Genomic DNA, 17,608 nt, shown 5'->3' with positions numbered 1-17,608 from the left:
GTCCTGATGAACCGGTTGAACGACGCCACGAGCCCTTACCTGCTGCAGCACGCGGGCAATCCCGTCGACTGGCACCCGTGGGGCGACGAGGCGTTCGCCGAGGCCCGGCGCCGGGACGTGCCGCTGCTGATCAGCGTGGGCTACTCGGCGTGCCACTGGTGCCACGTGATGGCCCACGAGAGCTTCGAGGACGCCGACACGGCCGCCCTCATGAACGAGCACTTCGTCAACGTCAAGGTCGACCGCGAGGAGCGGCCCGACGTCGACGCCGTCTACATGACCGCCACCCAGGCCATGACCCAGCAGGGCGGCTGGCCGATGACGGTGTTCGCCACGCCCGACGGCCATCCGTTCTACTGCGGCACGTACTTCCCGCGTCCCCACTTCCGGCGGCTGCTGGCCGAGATCCACCGGGTGTGGACCGGCGACCGGGAGTCGGTGCTGGCGCAGGGCGCCAAGGTGGTCGAGGCGCTCAACCAGAACACCGCGTTCCCGCGCGGCGCCACTCCGGAGGCGCAGACGCTGGAGCGGGCCGTCGCCAACCTGCGCGAGTCGTTCGACCCGGTCAACGGCGGCTTCGGCGGCGCGCCGAAGTTCCCGCCGTCGATGGTCCTGGAGTTCCTGCTGCGCTCCGGCGAGCGCGAGATGAGCGGCCGGACGCTCGAAGCCATGGCCCGCGGCGGCATCTACGACCAGCTCGGCGGCGGTTTCGCGCGGTACAGCGTCGACGCCGAGTGGGTGGTCCCGCACTTCGAGAAGATGCTCTACGACAACGCCCTGCTGCTGCGGGTGTACACCCACTGGTGGAAGGCGGGCGGCGGCGACCTGGCCCGCCGGGTGGCGCTGGAGACGGCCGGCTGGATGCTGCGCGAGCTGCGCACGCCCGAGGGCGGCCTCGCCTCGGCCCTCGACGCCGACAGCGAGGGCGTGGAGGGCAAGTTCTACGTCTGGACGCCCGAGGAGCTGCGCGAGGTCCTGGGGGACGACGACGGCCGCTGGGCCACCGGCCTGTTCGACGTCACCGGCACGTTCGAGCACGGCACGTCGGTGCTCCAGCTCCCGCGCGACCCCGAGGACCCGGTGCGGTACGCCGGCGTGCGCGGCAGGCTGCTGGCGGCCAGGGAGCTGCGGGTGCGGCCGGGCCGCGACGACAAGGTCGTGGCCTCCTGGAACGGCCTGGCCGTCGCGGCGCTCGCGGAGGCCGGCGTGGTGTTCGAGCGTCCCGACCTGGTCGAGGCCGCCACGGCGGCGGCCGAGCTGCTCGCGGACGTGCACACGAGCGGCGGGCGGCTGCTGCGCACCTCCCGCGACGGGCGCGCGGGCGCCAACGCGGGCGTGCTGGAGGACTACGCGAACGTGGCCGAGGGCCTGATCTCCCTCTACGGCGTGACCGGCGCGACGAGATGGCTCCGGCTGGCCGAGACGCTGCTCGACACGGTCCTCGACCGCTTCTCCGACGGCTCCGGCGGCTTCTACGACACCGCTGACGACGCCGAACGGCTGTTCCAGCGTCCACAGGACCCCACCGACAACGCCACGCCCTCCGGCCAGTACGCGGCCGCGGGGGCCCTGCTGTCCTACGGCGCGCTGACCGGCTCGGCCCGGCACCGGGAGGCCGCCGCGGCCGCGCTCGCCACGGTGTCGGTGCTGGCCGACCGGCACGCCAGGTTCGCCGGCTGGGGGCTGGCCGTGGCCCGCGCGGCGCTCGACGGGCCCGTGGAGGTGGCGGTCGTCGGCAGCCCCGCCGACCCGCGTACGGCCGCCCTGCACCGGGAGGCGCTGCTGGCCGACGTGCCGGGCCTGGTGGTCGCGCCCGGCGACGGCGAGGCCGGCGGCGAGCCGTTCCCCGCGCTGCTGGAGGGGCGCGGCCCCGTCGACGGCGCGCCGGCCGCCTACGTGTGCCGGGGGTTCGCCTGCCGGCTGCCGGTCACCACGGTGGAGGAGCTGCGGGCCGAGCTAGCCGGTGCCTGACGGCCGGCCGAGGTTGTCTCGCTGGGTGTCGCGGCTCTCGTCCGGGGGCCCCAGAGGCTGGTCGGAGGGCGCCGTGGGCGCGTCCTGGGGGCGTTCGTCCTGCCGGTCGCGGCCGGTCCTGCCGTTGTCGCCGGAGCCGTCGTCGGTGGGCGCCTCGGTGACCGTCGGGTCGCCGAACGGCTGCTGATCGGTGGGGCCGGAGTCGGGGTTGCCCCACTCGTTCTGGTCGGCGGGCGGCGTCGACTGCTGGTCGCGGACGTCGCGGCCGCGGTCGGGCGGCGAGTAGGAGGACTCGTAGCCGTACTGGGAGGGCTCGGGGAACTCCTCGACGGGCTCGCCGGCCATGGCCTCGGTCATGAACGCCCGCCAGATCTGCGCCGGGAGCTGGCCGCCGAACTGCGTGCCGTAGCCGGGGATGGTGACGGTCTCGTCGTCGCTGCGGAACATGTTCACGGCGACGGCGAGCTGCGGGACGAACCCGTTGAACCAGACGTTCTTGGAGTCGTCGGTGGTGCCGGTCTTGCCGGCCACCGGACGGTCGTAGAGGCGCGCGGCGGTGCCGGTGCCGTACTTGACGACCTGCTGCATCGCGTAGACGGTGTCGGCGGCGGCCTGCTCCCCAACCACCTTCGTGACGACGGGCTTGACCGTCTTCTTCTCGCCCTTGCCGTCGGTGACCGACTTCACCACGTGGGCCTCCATGTGCACGCCCTTGTTGGCGAAGGTGGAGAAGCCCGAGGCGTTCTGGACGGCGCTGACCGAGGACACGCCGAGCGGGAAGGTCGCGTACGCCTGCTGCCCCTGCAACTGCTCCTTGGGGATGCCCGCGGCCTCGGCGACCTCCGCGACCTTGTTCAGGCCGACCTTCTGGCCGAGGTCGACGAAGGCCGTGTTGACGGAGTTCTGGGTGGCGCTGACCAGGTTGATCTGGCCGTAGGAGCGGCCGCTGTCGTTGGGGATGGGCTTGTCGGCCGAGGCCACGCGCAGCGGCGAGTTGCCGTCGACCCTGGTGGACAGGTCGAAGCCGTTGTCGAGCGCGGCGGCCAGCGTGTACGGCTTGAACGTCGACCCCGCCATCCGCTTGGCCGAGAACGCGTTGTCGTAGTCGCCGACCTGGTCGTGGCGGCCGCCGTAGAAGGCGACGACCTCGCCGGTGGCCGGATCGACGGCGGCCAGCCCGGTGCGCACCTTCTTCGGCGTCGAGGCCGGGAGCACGTCCTTGACCGCCTGCTCGGCCGCCGTCATGAGCTTCTTGTCGAACGTCGTGACGATCTTCAGGCCGCCGCTGTTGATGGTCTCGTCGGAGTAGCCGCGCCGGTTGAGCTCGGCGGTGACCTGGTCGAGCATGTACTGGCCCTGGCCCTTGAGCTCGAACGGCTTCTTGGGCGCCTTGAGCACCGGGAAACGCTCGGCGGCGGCCTGCTGGCGCGACAGCGCGCCCGTCTGGCCCATGGCGTTGATCACGGCCTGCCAGCGGGAGCGGGCCGCGTCGAGGTCGGCGCCCTCGGGGTCGGCGAACCGGCTGGGCTGCTGGATGACCGCCGCCAGGTACGCGCCCTCGGCGACGGTGAGCTTGTCGACGTCCTTGCCGAAGTAGGCGCGCGCGGCCGACTGGACGCCGTTGGCGCCGCGGCCGAAGTAGATCGTGTTGAGGTACTGCTCCAGGACCCAGTCCTTCGACTTGGACTGGTCGACCTTCATCGCGATGAGGATCTCTTTGAACTTGCGGGTGACCGAGCGCTCCTGGCTGAGGCCGCTGTAGTAGTTGCGCACGAGCTGCTGGGTGATCGTGGAGCCGCCCTGGAGCTGCTGCCCGGTGACGGTGGACCAGACGGCCCGCGCGGTGCCCTTGAGCGAGACGCCGCCGTCGTTGTAGAACGAGCGGTTCTCGGCGGCGATGACCGCGTCGCGCACGTGCTTGGGCACCTTGGCCAGCTCGACGTTCCGGCGGTCGACGCCCTGCCGGGCGAGCACCGTCCTGCCGTCGCGGTAATAGATCACCGAGCCTTCGGCGGTGGCCGATTTCTGCGTGCTGTCGGGAATGGGAGTCATCGCCCACGCAATGGCGAAAAGACCGGCAAGCACGGCGATTCCGGCGCCGAAAGAGATCAACACTATTCGGAGTACGCGCCGTTTCCGCATGCCTTTTCCACCACCGCCCCGCATCCGAGACCCCCCTCTGAGACACCCTCGCCCAACCCCCGCAAGCTGGGCGAATGTCAAGGGTAAACGATCGATAACGGTGCCTCGTCCCTAAGCGATGGTACGTCTAGCGCCCGCCGCGGCGCGGAACATCGGCGACCAAAGGCAGCACTCGGTAAGGAACCGGGGTGTCGAGTGCGATGATCGAAGAAGTCCTGAGCACCCCCTGAACATCCACGATTTGGTCGATGACCCGTTGCAGATCGGCATTCGTCCGCGCGACCACCCGGCACAGCAGGTCCGCGCCGCCGGTGATGGTGTGCACCTCCAGCACCTCGGGGATGTGGGCCAGCCGGTGGGCGACCGGGTCGTGCCCGGAGACCTGCCTGATCTCCATGGTGACGAACGCCGTCACGTCGTAGCCGAGCGCCACGGGCGACACGTCGGGCCCGAACCCGGTGATCACACCCCTGGCCACCAGCCGGTCGAGCCTGGCCTGGACGGTGCCGCGGGCGACGCCGAGGCGGCGTGAGCACTCCAGCACGCCCAGCCGGGGCTCGGCGGTCAGCAGCGAGATCAGCCGGGCGTCCAGTTCGTCGATCGTCATGCTGTACAAGTTCTCCGACTCTGACCCGAGATGGGTGGACAGATTGTGCACTCGTTCAAGTAACTGTTGCACAACTCGTCCAGCTAAATCGAGAGTTAGGGGTATGACTGATGTCTTTCCGGTTAACGGCATGGACGCCGTGGTGTTCGCCGTGGGCAACGCCCGGCAGGCCGCCCACTACTACTCGACCGCTTTCGGCATGCGACTGGTGGCCTACCGCGGGCCGGAGAACGGCAGCCGCGACGAAGTCGCCTACGTCCTGACCTCGGGCAGCGCCACCTTCGAGTTCAGGGCCTCGATCCGGCCCGGCACGGACATGGCCAGGCACGTCGCCGAGCACGGTGACGGCGTGATCGACCTGGCCATCCAGGTGCCCGACGTGGAGGCCGGGTACGCCTACGCGGTCGCCCACGGGGCCACCGGCCTGGTGGAGCCGTACACGCTGGAGGACGAGCACGGCAAGGTGGTGCTCGCGGCCATCGCCACCTACGGCGAGACCCGGCACACGCTCGTGGACAGGTCCAACTACGGGGGCGCGTACCTGCCCGGTTACGTGCCGGCCGAGCCGCTCGTCGCGCCGCCCGCGACGAAGACCGGACGCCTGTTCCAGGCGGTCGACCACTGCGTCGGCAACGTCGAGCTCGGCAAGATGGACGAGTGGGTGGAGTTCTACCGCAAGGTGATGGGCTTCACGAACATGGCCGAGTTCGTCGGCGACGACATCGCGACCGAGTACTCGGCGCTGATGTCCAAGGTCGTGGCCGACGGCACCCGGAAGGTCAAGTTCCCGCTGAACGAGCCGGCGATCAGCCGCAAGAAGTCGCAGATCGACGAGTACCTGGAGTTCTACGGCGGGCCGGGCGTGCAGCACATCGCCCTGGCCACCAACGACATCCTCACCACCGTCGACCACATGCGCGCGGCGGGCGTGCAGTTCCTCGACACGCCCGACTCCTACTACGACGACCCCGAGCTGCGCGAGCGCATCGGGCAGGTCAGGGCGCCGATCGAGGAGCTGAAGAAGCGCAAGATCCTGGTCGACCGCGACGAGGACGGCTACCTGCTGCAGATCTTCACGCAGCCGGTCCAGGACCGTCCCACGGTCTTCTTCGAGCTGATCGAGCGGCACGGGTCGCTCGGCTTCGGCAAGGGCAACTTCAAGGCCCTGTTCGAGGCCATCGAGCGCGAGCAGGAACGCAGGGGCAACCTTTAGTTTGTCCCGACTTAGTGGGGGTGATCTGGATTTTATGGGACCACCACCACATTCTGGGCTGATGAGGCGCCGGCGGCGGGGAGCCGCCGGCGCCTCCGGCTCTTCCCCCTCCACGGTGACGAGTCGTCGGGACCGCGTGACCCTGCGTAAGATTCAGGTCACGGGCTGAAGGGGGCTGGTTCACCTATGCGGATCAGAAGACGCGGCGCGGCCGTGCTGGTGGCGCTGATCAGCGTGCTCGCGTGCGCGCCCACCGACGAGCCGCCGCCCCGCTCGGCCGCCGGCCGCCACACGGGCGCGCCGGGCATCGGCGACCCCGACTTCCCGCAGGACGGCAACGGCGGCTACGACGTCGCCCACTACTCGCTGACCGTCGACTACACCCCGGCGACCAAGCGGCTCACCGGCCTGACCAAGATCCGCGCCAAGGCCACCCAGGACCTGTCGAGCTTCAACCTCGACCTCACCGGCCTCGACGTCGCCAAGGTCAGCGTCGACGGCTCGCCCGCGCGTTTCTCCCGCAAGAACGGCGAGCTGACCGTGACCCCGGCCGCGCGGCTCGACGCCGGCTCGCCGTTCACCGCCGAGATCTCCTACTCCGGCAGCCCCACGCCCGCCAAGGACACCGCCAACCTGGGCACGTACGGGTTCATCCCCACCGCCGACGGCGCGTTCGTGGCCTCCGAGCCCAACGGCTCCAAGACCTGGTTCCCCAGCAACGACCACCCGGCCGACAAGGCCACGTTCGACTTCACGGTCACCGTGCCCGCCGGCCTGACCGTCGTGGCCAACGGCGAGCAGAGCGCGTCCCCGTCCACCGCGGGCGGCCGCACCACCTACCGGTGGAGCGAGCGGCACCCGATGGCCACCTACCTCGCCACGGCCACGATCGGCAAGTTCGAGGTGCGTCAGGGCCGTTCGCCGGGCGGCATCCCGACGTACGCGGCCGTCGATCCGAAGTTCAAGACCGGCCTCGACCGCGTCTACAACGTCTCGGGCGAGATCACCGACTACTGGAGCACGGTCTTCGGCGCCTACCCGTTCTCCTCGACCGGCGCCATCGTCGACGACTACTCGGCCGGCTACGCCCTGGAGAACCAGACCAAGCCCCTCTACGGCGGCTTCGACCCCGACGAGGGCATCATCGCCCACGAGCTGGCCCACCAGTGGTTCGGCGACAGCCTGACCATCAAGCGGTGGAAGGACCTGTGGCTCAACGAGGGCTTCGCGACGTACGCGGAGTGGCTGTGGTCGGAGCACCGGGGCAAGAAGACCGCCGACACCATCTTCAAGGACTTCTACAACCGCGGCGTCAAAGACCCGATGTGGTCCTACCCGCCGGGGCGGGCCAAGCCCGGTGACCTGTTCAACGAGTCGGTCTACACCCGCGGCGGCATGGCGCTGCACGCCCTGCGCAAAGCGGTCGGCGACCCGACGTTCTTCAAGCTGCTCAAGACCTGGACCGCCGAACACCGCTACGGCAACGTCACCACGCGGCAGTTCGTCGACCTGTCCGAGCGGCTGTCCGGCAAGGACCTCGACCCGCTCTTCGACGCGTGGCTCTTCCAGCCGCGCCGCCCCACCCTCGCCTGACCTGCGCCGAAACGCTTTCCTTCGCCCGGTCCAAGTACAGGTGTAAGGGCGAACGACGAAGGGAGCGAGGCCAGTGCGCCTCAACGAGGACCCGGCGGCCTTCGAGGCCTTCTACCGCCGCCATGTCGACGTCGTCATGCGGTTCGTGGTCCGGCGGGTGAGCGATCCCCACCTGGCCGCCGACCTGACGGCCGACGTCTTCCTGGCGGCCCTCGACTCGGCCCACACCTACGTGCCGGGCCGGGGCAGCCAGACCGCGTGGTTGTACGGCGTGGCCCGCAACGTGGTGTCGGCCCAGCTGCGCAGGTCGGCCCGGGAAGCGCGGGCGGCCGGCCGGATCGCGGGGCGGCGGCTGATGGACGACGACGACCTCGTCCGGATGGAGGAGCGGATCGACGCCGAGCGCGGGATGCGCGGCGCCCTGGAGGCCATGGCGGGCCTGCCGGAGGGCGAACGCGCGGTGCTGGAGCTCGTGGCGATCGACCAGCTCACCGTCTCCGAGGCGGCCGCCGCCCTCGGCATCAGGCAGGTGACCGCGCGGGTCCGCCTGCACCGGGCCAGACGCGCCCTGGAGAACGTCGCTTCGCCGTCGGCCGTGTACGTGGAGGGACAGGCATGAACACTTTCGAGGAGCGGTTGCTCGGCGCGCTCAAGGCGGAGATGGCGGCCGGGACGCGGCCCGTCATGGCTCCGGTCGTCCGGCGGCCCCGGCGCAGGGCCATGGGGCTCGCCGCCGCGGCTGCGGGGGTCGCCGTGGTCGCCGCGGTGACGGCCACCGGCCTGTTCGGCGCGGGGCCCGCGTACGCGGTGACCGGGACGGCCGACGGCGGGGTCGCGGTGGAGATCAACGCCTTCCGGGACCCCGGCGGGCTGGCCGCCGAGCTGGCGGCGGCGGGGGTCAAGGCGGTGGTGGACTACCTGCCGTACGGCCAGACCTGCAAGGAGCCGCGGGGGCGTCAGGGGGGCGGCGAGGGGCGCTTCGAGGCGAGCATCGGCAGGAGCGGGGACGGGATCTCCTTCCGGATCGCGAAGGGCCAGGTCCCGGCGGGGCGGACCCTGGTGCTGGCGGTCACCCTGGACAGGAGCGGGCCCGAGGCTCCTCCGGTGTCCACCTCGCTGCAGGTCGTCCAGGGGGCGGTGGCCCGGTGCGAACCGGTCGCGATGCCCGTCCCGCCGCCGGGTGACCGGAACGACGACCGTTCCGGCACCCGTACGGAAACGGGCGACGACGAGGGCTCCGGCGTGCACACCCAGCAGGGCTGATCTCCGACTCGGGCCGACCTCCGACGAGGGCGGCCCGGACAGGAACCCGGGCGGGTCGCGGCCTGCGCACCCTCGGCTCGCACCCGCCCGGCGCCCATCCCGCGAGTCGCGGGGGTCAGTCGCGGGTGGAGGGCCAGTAGGCGTCGCCGGCCAGGAGGAGGGCGGCGGCGCCTACCAGGCCGGCCTCCTGTCCGAGGGCGGCGGGCACGACCTTGAGGCGGCGGGCGAAACCCATGCGGGCGTGGTCCCGCAGCGCCTCCTCCAGGGGGCCGAACAGCGGTTCGCCGGCCTGCGACAGTCCGCCGCCGATCGTGACCAGGTCCAGGTCGCACAGGTGGGTGGCGGAGGCGATCGCGATCCCGAGCGCCCGTCCGGCCCGCCGCATCGCCAGCACCGCCACGGGGTCCCCGGCGAGCGCGTCGGCCGCCAGCGCCCGCCCGGTGACCGCCCGATCCTCCATGTACGCCTCCCCACCGTCGGACGCCTTCACGGGCTCGGAGACGGCGGCAGGGGTCCAACCCTGGGTGAGAGCCCAGGTGGTGAGGGCGGGGCCGCGGGCGATCGCTTCCAGGCAGCCGTGGCCGCCGCAGCCGCAGCGGGGGCCGCCGTCCGGTTCGACCACGACGTGACCGATGTGGCCGGCGTTGCCCGTGCCGCCGTTGACCAGGCGTCCGCCCAGGATCAGGCCGCCGCCGACGCCGGTGGAGACCACCATGCCCAGCATGTCGGCGCTGCCCTGGCCGGCGCCCTGCCAGTGTTCGGCGATGGCCAGGCAGATGGCGTCGTTGTGGAGGCGTACCGGTAATCCGGGGAACCGGCCGGCCAGCCGGGCGCGCAGCGGGAAGCCGCGCCAGCCGGGGATGTTGAGCGGCGAGACCTCGCCGTCGGGCCAGGTCATCGGCCCGCCACAGCCCACGCCCACCCCTTCGGCACGCGCCGACAGGGGGTCGATGAGGGTGGTGAGGGTGTGCCAGAGCGTCTCGGCGTCGGCGTTCTGGGGGGTGGCGGCGCGCCGGGAGGTGATCACGGCGCCGTCCGGGGCCACCAGCCCGGCGGCCATCTTGGTGCCGCCGACGTCGATCGCCAGGATCACGACAGCATCACGACAGCTCCGGCTCCGCGGCGCTGGAGAAGACCAGCACGGACGCCGTGAGCCCGTGCACGTGGTTGTGCCCGCCGACCGGCCCGACCTCGCCCGCGGCGAAGAAGCCCGCGACGCCGATCGGTCCCAGCGTGTCGCGCAGGGCGACCGGGTCGTGGTCGGCGGTGCCGAACATCGCCGAGCCCCGGCCGTTGCACGAGAACAGCAACGCGCCGTCGACCTTGCCGAGCTCCTCGCGGTGGGCGTCGAGCAGGTCGTACAGGTCCTCGTCGGCGGTGGCCGCGTCCCTGACCTGGAAGCGCACGGTACGGCCGATCTCCACGATGTCCCCGATGGCCACGGCCTCGCGTTCGGGGTCGATGCCGATGACGCCCCGGATGAGGAAGTCGCCGCGTTCGTGACGTTCGGCGTACTCGTCCATGGCCACGCCGATCTGCAGGCCGGCGGCGACCAGTTCGCGGTCGTCCTCGTCCAGCTCGCTGACGATGTCCTCCAGCCGGGCCAGCGCGGGCTGACCGGCCAGTTCGAGCAGCAGGTTCTCCTCCGAGGCCGTGACCACCATGCTGGGCCCGATCGGGCGGCAGCCCTGGCTGACCACCGTACTGATCTTGATGGGCCCGCTGAGCAGGACGCCGATCGCGCCCTCGGTGTAGATCTTGCCGTCCGCGAACAGCCGTACGGACCCCCTGCCCTGCAACCCGTTGGCCAGGCCGCCGATCAGCGGCAGGTCGCCGAGCACGTCGACCGAGCGCTCCACGAACGCGTCGGTCGGGAAGGTGTACGGGTCGGCCAGCAGGATCGCCACGTGGTCGTCGCCGGTGCGCTCGGGCAGCCCGACGACCACGAACCGGTCCTCGGCCGCCAGCGTCTCCAGGGCGAACGTGGTCAGCCTGGCCCCCTCCAGGGTGGCCGCCCACGCGCTCACCGCGGGCGTCAGCTCGACCCCCTGCCCGTCGCCGATCACACCGGTGGCGCTGCATCCGATCACGTGCGCCTCGGGCGCCAGCTTCATCGCGGCCTGGCCTGCTCTGGCGACGTCCTCGGGGTCCTCGCCGCAGATGAAGAAGCAGACCAGGTCGGCTTGGCCGCTGAGCCTCGACAGTGCCTGACCGACGGCGCTCTCCGCGGCCTCCACCAGGTCGGAACCCACGGCGAGGCCGTCGGCGAAGCGGCTTGTCATCAAGGCCACGCGTCTCGCCTCCCTCGACATGTGCATGTTCCCTAGGGCCGATTCTCCCCACTAAAGGGGGAAGCACGCGTACGAACCGTCACGCAATAGGTCAAGATCCGAAATCTCCGCCAGATGCGAAACTCTCTGCCGCATTTCTCGCGGGGGACGTAGTCTCGATCCCGTGCATCAGCCACGTATTCTCCGCGAGTTGCGGGAGAGCGGCCACGTTCATCGCAGCGTCAAGGCCGAGGTCCGGGAAAACCTGCTGGCCAGGCTGCGGGCCGGCGAGCCCCGGTTCCCCGGCATAGTGGGCTTCGACGACTCCGTCCTGCCACACCTGGAGCGGGCGCTGCTCGCCGGGCACGACCTGGTCCTGCTCGGTGAGCGAGGGCAGGGCAAGACGCGGCTCATCCGCACGATCACCGGCCTGCTCGACGAGTGGACCCCGGTGGTCGAGGGCTGCGAGATCAACGACCATCCGTACGCACCCGCCTGCACGCGCTGCAAGACCCTGGCGCGCGAGCTGGGCGACGAGCTGCCGGTGGCGTGGAAGCACCGCGACGAGCGTTACGGCGAGAAGCTCGCCACTCCCGACACCTCCGTCGGCGACCTCATCGGCGACGTCGACCCCATCAAGATCGCAGAGGGGCGCACCCTCGGCGACCCCGAGACCGTCCACTACGGCCTGGTCCCACGCACCAACCGCGGCGTGTTCTCCGTCAACGAGCTGCCCGACCTGGCCGAGCGCATCCAGGTCTCGCTGCTCAACGTGCTGGAGGAACGTGACATCCAGGTGCGCGGCTACAACCTGCGCCTGCCCCTCGACATCCTGCTCATCGCCAGCGCCAACCCCGAGGACTACACCAACAGGGGCCGCATCATCACGCCGCTGAAGGACCGCTTCGGCGCCGAGATCCGCACCCACTACCCGCTCACGGTCGAGGACGAGCTCACCCTCATCCGCCAGGAGTCGGTGCCCGACATCGGGGCCGACGTGCCGGAGCACCTGATCGAGGTGATCGCCAGGTTCACCCGGCTGGTCCGCGAGTCCACGGCCGTCGACGCCCGTTCCGGCGTGTCGGCGCGCTTCTCGATCGCCGCCGCCGAGACCGCCGCGGCCTCCGCCGTGCGCAGGTCCGCGATCAAGGGCGAGGACCAGGCCGTCACGCGCGTCTGCGACCTGGCCTGCGTCGTCCACAGCCTGCGCGGCAAGGTGGAGTTCGAGGTCAGCGAGGAGGGCAGGGAGACCGAGATCCTGGCCCACCTGCTGCGCCGGGCCACGGCCGAGACGTTCAGGAACAGGCTGGGCGGCATGGACCTGGCCCCGGTGACCGACAAGTTCGCCGAGGGCAACCAGGTGGAGTCCGGCGACATGGTGGCCGCGGCCGAGCTGCTGCACCGGATCGGTCCGGTCAGCGGCCTGGCCAAGATCATGTCGAGGCTCGGCATGGGCGCCGGCGAGGAGTCCCCCGGGCACGCCGCGGCGGCCCTGGAGTTCGCGCTGGAAGGTCTCTACCTGATGCGGCGGCTGTCAAAGGAAGACCTCGACGGGGTCACGATCTACAGGACGTGAACAATCGGGCGGTTTCCCGCGTCGTAGTGTTTGGTTGATCACGACTCCGGGGGGAACCGCCCATGCGCCTGCTCATCCATGCCACCGCCGTCGGCCTCGTCCTGGGCGGCCTCGCGCTTCCCGCGCAGGCGGCCCCCGCCGGGGCAGCCGCCAAGACCGCCTACGGCTACGCCTGGGCCGACGGCAAGGGCAGCCTGCGGATCGTGCCCATGAAGCCCGCCAAGGTGCGGCGCGGCGGCAACGTGCTCTACAAGCTGACCGCGATCCCGGGGGCAGAAGAGCTCAAGCTCGACTACACCCGCGCCGCCTACAGCCGGGTGACGACGGCCTGCGACCTGAAGGAGACCGAGGGCCGGGTCGCGCTGGACCGCGACGGCCTGGGCCGGACGTCGTGCAAGCCCGCCCAGCTCACCGTCGGGCTCCGGGAGGGCGCGGTCCCGCTGCGGGTCGAGTACGAGGGCGGCAAGGCCGTGAAGGCCCAGGAGTTCCTGCTGAACGCCTGGCCGGAGCCGGTCACCGCGCGCGGCTCGGTCAAGCGCGTGGACGACGCGACGGTCCTGTTCAGCACCGGCGGCAAGCAGCTCAAGCTGGGCTACACGTACCTGACGTCCTTCTACCGGGCCACCGCCCGCTGCGGCGACCGCTGGGTGTCCGGGAAGCCGGCCGGCGTCGACAAGCGCGGGCTCGGCACGCTGCCCTGCGAGTCGGCCGATCTGACCAAGGCGCTCAAGGGGGCCGGGCGCGCGGTGCAGGTGCAGGTGAGTTATACGCCCGACGCGAACAGCGCGGTCGAGGTGTGGGAAGTGGCCAGGCGTCCGTAGACGGGCGGGGGCGGGTTGGGGTTAGCGTGGAAGCGTGATGGCCTTCCGCTACGGCGAATACCACGACGGCCCCGACCCCCTGGCCCCTCCTTACGACGTACGCGCGGCCCTCGACGAGATGGGCGACGCGATCCTGTCCGGCTCGACGCCGGTCCACGCGCTGCGCGACCTGCTCAAGCGCGGGCTGCCCGGCAGCCAGGACCGGCGGGGCCTCGACGACATGCTCAAGGAGGTCCGCAGGCGGCGCAGGGACCTGCGCGAGCGCGGGCGGCTCGACGGCACCCTCGAACGCGCGCGGGCGCTGCTGGACAAGGCGATCGGGCAGGAGCGGGCCGAGCTGTTCCCCGACCCGTCCGACGACGCGCGGCTGCGCGAGGCCGGGCTCGACGGGCTGCCGGAGGACACCGCGAGCGCCATCCAGGAGCTGAGCACGTACGAGTGGCGTTCGGCGGCGGCCCGCCAGACGTTCGAGGAGCTGCGCGACCTGCTGCGGCGCGAGGTGCTCGACAGCCAGTTCAGAGGGCTCCGCGACGCGCTGGCCAACCCCGACCCCGAGGCCATGGCCCGCGTCCGGCAGATGATGTCCGATCTGAACGACATGCTGGACAGGGACACCCGGGGCGAGCACACCCAAGAAGACTTTGACGCCTTTATGGCGAAATATGGCGATTTGTTCCCAGAAACGCCCCGGAACCTTGAGGAGCTCGTCGACATCCTGGCCCGGCGGGCCGCCGCCACCCAGCGCATGCTGGCCTCGATGACCCCGCGCCAGCGCGAGGAGCTGTCCAGCCTCATCAACCAGACCCTCGACCAGGCCGGCCTGTCCGACCAGATGCGCCGCCTCGGCGAGGCCCTGCACGCCCGCCGTCCCGACCTGGCCTGGAACGCCCCCGAGCGCCTGACCGGCGAGGAGCCCCTGGCCATGGGCGACGCCGTCACCGCCCTGGAGGAGCTGGCCGACCTCACCCAGCTGGAGACCGCCCTGCGCCAGGACTACCCGGGCGCGCGGCTCGACGACATCGACGAGGCCGCCGTACGCCGCGCGCTGGGCCGGGCGGCGGTCGACGACCTGGAGGCGCTCAAGCGCATCGAACGCGAGCTGGAGGAGCAGGGCTACCTGCTGCGCCGCCGCGGCAAGCTGGAGCTGACCCCGAAGGCGGTCCGGCGGCTCGGCGAGACCGCGCTGCGGCGCGTGTTCTCCTCCCTCGACGCGGGCCGGCGCGGCGACCACGACCAGCACGACGCGGGCTCGGCCGGCGAGCTCACCGGCTCCACCCGGCCGTGGCGCTTCGGCGACGAGCAGCCGATCGACGTCGTCCGTACGCTGGTCAACGGCGTGCGCAGCGGCGGCGTGGCGACCACCCCGCAGGACGGGCGGGCCCGGGTGCGGCTGTCCGTCGACGACTTCGAGGTCTCCGAGACCGAACGCCGCAGCGCGGCGGCGGTGTGCCTGCTGGTCGACCTGTCGTACTCGATGGCCCTGCGCGGCACGTGGGCCGCGGCCAAGCAGACGGCGCTGGCCCTCCAGGCGCTGGTGGCCTCCAAGTTCCCGCAGGACGCCGTGCAGATCATCGGCTTCTCCAACTACGCCAGGGTCCTGCAGCCCGACGAGCTGGCCGGCCTCGACTGGGACATGGTCCAGGGCACCAACCTCCACCACGCCCTCCTGATCGCCGGCCGCCACCTCGACCGCCACCCCGACTTCGAGCCGGTGGTGCTGGTGGTCACCGACGGCGAGCCGACCGCCCACCTCATGCGCAACGGCAGGTCGGCCTTCGAGTGGCCGCCGTCGCACGAGACGCTGGAGCTGACGCTGGCCGAGGTGGACAAGATGACGCGACGGCGGGCGACGATCAACGTCTTCATGCTGGCGGCCGACGACCGGCTGAAGGAGTTCGTGGACGAGGTGGCCCGCAGGAACGGCGGCCGGGTGTTCTCACCGAGCGCCGACCGGCTCGGCGAATACGTCGTCAGCGACTTCCTCCGCCTCCGCCGCTCCCGCTGATTCGTGCAAAATGCGGCTGAACAACGTCAAACAGAAGGGGCTCCGGCCGACGACATCGACCGCAGATGTTCGCGCGCGGTACGCACCTCCGGAATACGGTCCCACTTGGCGGTCGCGGCGATGATTTGTTCCACCCGATTATTCACGCGCGCGCTGCCGACGAACGGCAGCGCGCGGGTGAGAATCTGCATGTGATGCACGGCGAGCGCCGGTTTGCCCGCGCGTACCGCTGTCTGCGTCTGCCTTCCGAGATATTGGGCGCGGAAAAGAGGAGACCATTGCGCCATGGCCTCCGCCGCCTCCCGCAGGAGCCGATCCGCCTGGTTGTAGTGGCCCAGCCTGCTCAGACCGATCGCCACGTCCCCGCCGAGAGCAGCCTCGGCGAACGGGCTCAGACCGGACGTGCCCAAGGCGCGATCGAGGGCTTCGCGGGCCTCCCGCTGGTTGCCGTTGATACAGGCCAGGGCACGGCCGAGCCGCATGTGCAGACTCGACAGGCGGCTCGGCGGGAGGTCTGGAATGCGCAGGCCCCGCTGGGCATGCCGGGCCGCGCGCAGCGGATCGCTGCGATAGAGGCTGACCCGGCTCAGGGCGTCGTACGCCCGAGCCCGCGCTGACGGATCCTCGGCCTGGTGGGCGAGGTCGAGGGCGATCGTGCTCGCACGTTCTGACTGGGCGAGCCGGCCGGCGTCGTACAGCGCGATGCCTGCCTGGTACATCAGGTCGGACGCCACACCTTGGAGCTCGTGGCCCGCGGAGCCGATCTGCAGGTGGGCGACGCGCTTCACGTGCCCGAGGGCGCGGGCCGCGAGAGGCAGCCCGCCGAGTTCGTAGCGCCCGCGCGCCAGGCTGTCTGACAGGGCACGCACGTAGTCGGGGTCGAGGTAGGGATCGGAGTCGGCGGCGGACGCGACGAACACGACCGATGCGGCTGCCGACAAGAACTCCCGGCGTTCCACAGGCTCCTCCACGGAGGGTGTAAACCGTACCTCCCACCCCACACGCGCGAGCAGTTCCTTCGCCCGCGCCAGACCTGTGTCGGCGACACCGTTGCAGACGCGCGAGATCCACGCCTGCGACACTCCCAGCTCGCGGCCGAGCTGCTGCTGGGTCCAGCCGCGCTGTTTCATGATCGCCGTAAGGGCTTCGGGCAGTGACCGAACGTCCACCAGCCGAGCGTATAGCGGAGAGGTATTGGCCCGTAGGGCCTTATTCCTCTGAGGAATACCCCGCCTGGTCTGCCGAAAAACGACGGGGAAACATGGTCGTGCACCCCAGGGAGACACAGCTGAACGGCGACGACCAATGATACGCAAGCTCTTGGAACGGATGCCCGAAAAGCCGGGCGACGGAGACGTCCCCATCAATGACAGGACAGCAGGCAGGTACATCATCGCCTTGCACGAACTCCGTCGATTGCTGACTAAACGGGGAGTTCGCACTCTGGCCATCGACGAGCGATACAGGCTCACTCTCAAGGCTGCGGGCCGAGGTTGCGGCAGCCGGTTGGAACGGCACCCGCCCGAACTCGTGGTCTACGCCGACAAAGGCGGGCGCGTCGCGACCGTCCGCATGGCCCCTCGGACAGGGAAGTACGTGCTGGAGCTGGACGTGGGCGGCCTTCCGCTCCCCAACGGACCTCTCCCGCGCCTGGCCGCACTGCCGGAGGAGGCCGCCGAGCTGATCCTCGGACACATCGCGGGCCCGTCATGAACCTTGCGGACCTCCACCGCCGATACGGGCACGATTGGCACATCGTGCCCCTGCCCTACGGCGCCGCCGCCTGGAGACGGCAACCGCCCACCCTTGAGCAGTTCAGGCAAGGGCTGCTGCACTCGCTCGTCGGCGTGGACCATGACCACTTGGGCGGCCAACTCGCCCGTCAGGCGGAGCTCCAGACGCAACGCCCGGGGCCTCTTCCGTCGAGCACGCTCCCTCGTCCAGCGGGAGTCGCCGACGACCGGCTGTGAGTCGTCAGATGGCCGCGAGGAGGGTCGACAGCCTTCCCGCGGATGGGCGGAGGGAGGTGCCGCAGGCGTCTCGGGCGACGGCAAGAGAAGCCGGTCTAGGCGGCGGCAGGAACACCTTCTCCAACGCATGACCGGGAAGGAGGCAGGTGACCTCCGGGGGGCCGGGGGCGGGAGCCC

At 71.0% G+C, this 17,608-nt stretch carries 14 protein-coding genes; 9 read left to right on the top strand and 5 right to left on the bottom strand.

Features of this window, described 5'->3' with window-relative positions:
* Positions 1 to 6 precede the first annotated feature (6 nt).
* On the top strand, positions 7 to 1,971 hold the full coding sequence (locus tag ACWCSD_RS18850) for a thioredoxin domain-containing protein (protein ID WP_449916400.1): 1,965 nt from the start codon (positions 7 to 9) through the stop codon (positions 1,969 to 1,971).
* Here ACWCSD_RS18850 and ACWCSD_RS18845 read toward each other — a convergent pair.
* Together ACWCSD_RS18845 and ACWCSD_RS18840 are read right to left on the bottom strand one after the other, a co-directional pair.
* Positions 1,957 to 4,023: a transglycosylase domain-containing protein gene (locus ACWCSD_RS18845; protein WP_449916397.1), complete on the bottom strand. Its 2,067-nt coding sequence runs from the start codon at positions 4,021 to 4,023 to the stop codon at positions 1,957 to 1,959. The genes ACWCSD_RS18850 and ACWCSD_RS18845 overlap by 15 nt on opposite strands.
* A 217-nt stretch (positions 4,024 to 4,240) precedes the next feature.
* Positions 4,241 to 4,720, bottom strand: a complete 480-nt coding sequence (locus ACWCSD_RS18840; RefSeq protein ID WP_352323250.1) for an Lrp/AsnC family transcriptional regulator — start codon at positions 4,718 to 4,720, stop codon at positions 4,241 to 4,243.
* A gap of 103 nt (positions 4,721 to 4,823) precedes the next feature.
* Here ACWCSD_RS18840 and hppD point away from each other — a divergent pair, with 103 nt between their 5' ends.
* The 4 genes from hppD (at position 4,824) to ACWCSD_RS18820 (ending at position 8,789) form a co-directional block, all read left to right on the top strand.
* Positions 4,824 to 5,933, top strand: a complete 1,110-nt coding sequence (hppD, locus tag ACWCSD_RS18835; RefSeq protein WP_352323249.1) for a 4-hydroxyphenylpyruvate dioxygenase — start codon at positions 4,824 to 4,826, stop codon at positions 5,931 to 5,933.
* 186 nt (positions 5,934 to 6,119) lie between these two features.
* On the top strand, positions 6,120 to 7,526 hold the full coding sequence (locus ACWCSD_RS18830) for a M1 family metallopeptidase (RefSeq protein WP_397161339.1): 1,407 nt from the start codon (positions 6,120 to 6,122) through the stop codon (positions 7,524 to 7,526).
* Between the two features lie 73 nt (positions 7,527 to 7,599).
* Complete coding sequence (locus tag ACWCSD_RS18825) at positions 7,600 to 8,145, top strand: RNA polymerase sigma factor (RefSeq protein WP_352352982.1); 546 nt, start codon at positions 7,600 to 7,602, stop codon at positions 8,143 to 8,145.
* On the top strand, positions 8,142 to 8,789 hold the full coding sequence (locus ACWCSD_RS18820) for a hypothetical protein (RefSeq protein WP_449916391.1): 648 nt from the start codon (positions 8,142 to 8,144) through the stop codon (positions 8,787 to 8,789). The genes ACWCSD_RS18825 and ACWCSD_RS18820 overlap by 4 nt, the downstream gene beginning before the upstream one ends.
* A gap of 115 nt (positions 8,790 to 8,904) precedes the next feature.
* On the opposite strand, the gene ACWCSD_RS18815 is transcribed toward ACWCSD_RS18820, so the two are convergent.
* Positions 8,905 to 9,882, bottom strand: a complete 978-nt coding sequence (locus ACWCSD_RS18815; protein WP_449916388.1) for an ROK family protein — start codon at positions 9,880 to 9,882, stop codon at positions 8,905 to 8,907.
* A gap of 7 nt (positions 9,883 to 9,889) precedes the next feature.
* Entirely contained in the window at positions 9,890 to 11,071 is a 1,182-nt protein-coding gene (locus tag ACWCSD_RS18810) for an FIST signal transduction protein (protein ID WP_352353142.1), read from the bottom strand.
* Positions 11,072 to 11,243: 172 nt separating this feature from the next.
* Between ACWCSD_RS18810 and ACWCSD_RS18805 the strand changes: the two genes are divergently transcribed.
* The 3 genes from ACWCSD_RS18805 to ACWCSD_RS18795 all read left to right on the top strand — a co-directional run bounded on the left by ACWCSD_RS18805 (position 11,244) and on the right by ACWCSD_RS18795 (position 15,461).
* Positions 11,244 to 12,635: a sigma 54-interacting transcriptional regulator gene (locus tag ACWCSD_RS18805; protein ID WP_352326127.1), complete on the top strand. Its 1,392-nt coding sequence runs from the start codon at positions 11,244 to 11,246 to the stop codon at positions 12,633 to 12,635.
* A 62-nt stretch (positions 12,636 to 12,697) separates the two neighbouring features.
* A complete protein-coding gene (locus ACWCSD_RS18800) occupies positions 12,698 to 13,456 on the top strand; it encodes a hypothetical protein (protein WP_397161346.1) in 759 nt (252 codons plus the stop codon).
* Between the two features lie 37 nt (positions 13,457 to 13,493).
* Positions 13,494 to 15,461, top strand: a complete 1,968-nt coding sequence (locus ACWCSD_RS18795; RefSeq protein ID WP_397161705.1) for a VWA domain-containing protein — start codon at positions 13,494 to 13,496, stop codon at positions 15,459 to 15,461.
* Between the two features lie 26 nt (positions 15,462 to 15,487).
* Here the strand turns inward: ACWCSD_RS18795 and ACWCSD_RS18790 are convergent, their stop codons facing one another.
* Positions 15,488 to 16,630 (bottom strand): helix-turn-helix domain-containing protein, encoded by a 1,143-nt coding sequence (locus tag ACWCSD_RS18790; RefSeq protein WP_397161348.1) that lies wholly within the window; start codon positions 16,628 to 16,630, stop codon positions 15,488 to 15,490.
* 337 nt (positions 16,631 to 16,967) lie between these two features.
* On the opposite strand from ACWCSD_RS18790, the gene ACWCSD_RS18785 reads away from it, so the two are divergent.
* Complete coding sequence (locus tag ACWCSD_RS18785) at positions 16,968 to 17,174, top strand: hypothetical protein (RefSeq protein ID WP_397161350.1); 207 nt, start codon at positions 16,968 to 16,970, stop codon at positions 17,172 to 17,174.
* The last annotated feature ends 434 nt before the right edge of the window (positions 17,175 to 17,608 follow it).

Source organism: Nonomuraea sp. NPDC001684 (genome assembly GCF_053596515.1).
The sequence above is the reverse complement of the archived record's forward strand: the minus strand, read 5'-3'. Positions and strand labels throughout refer to the sequence as shown.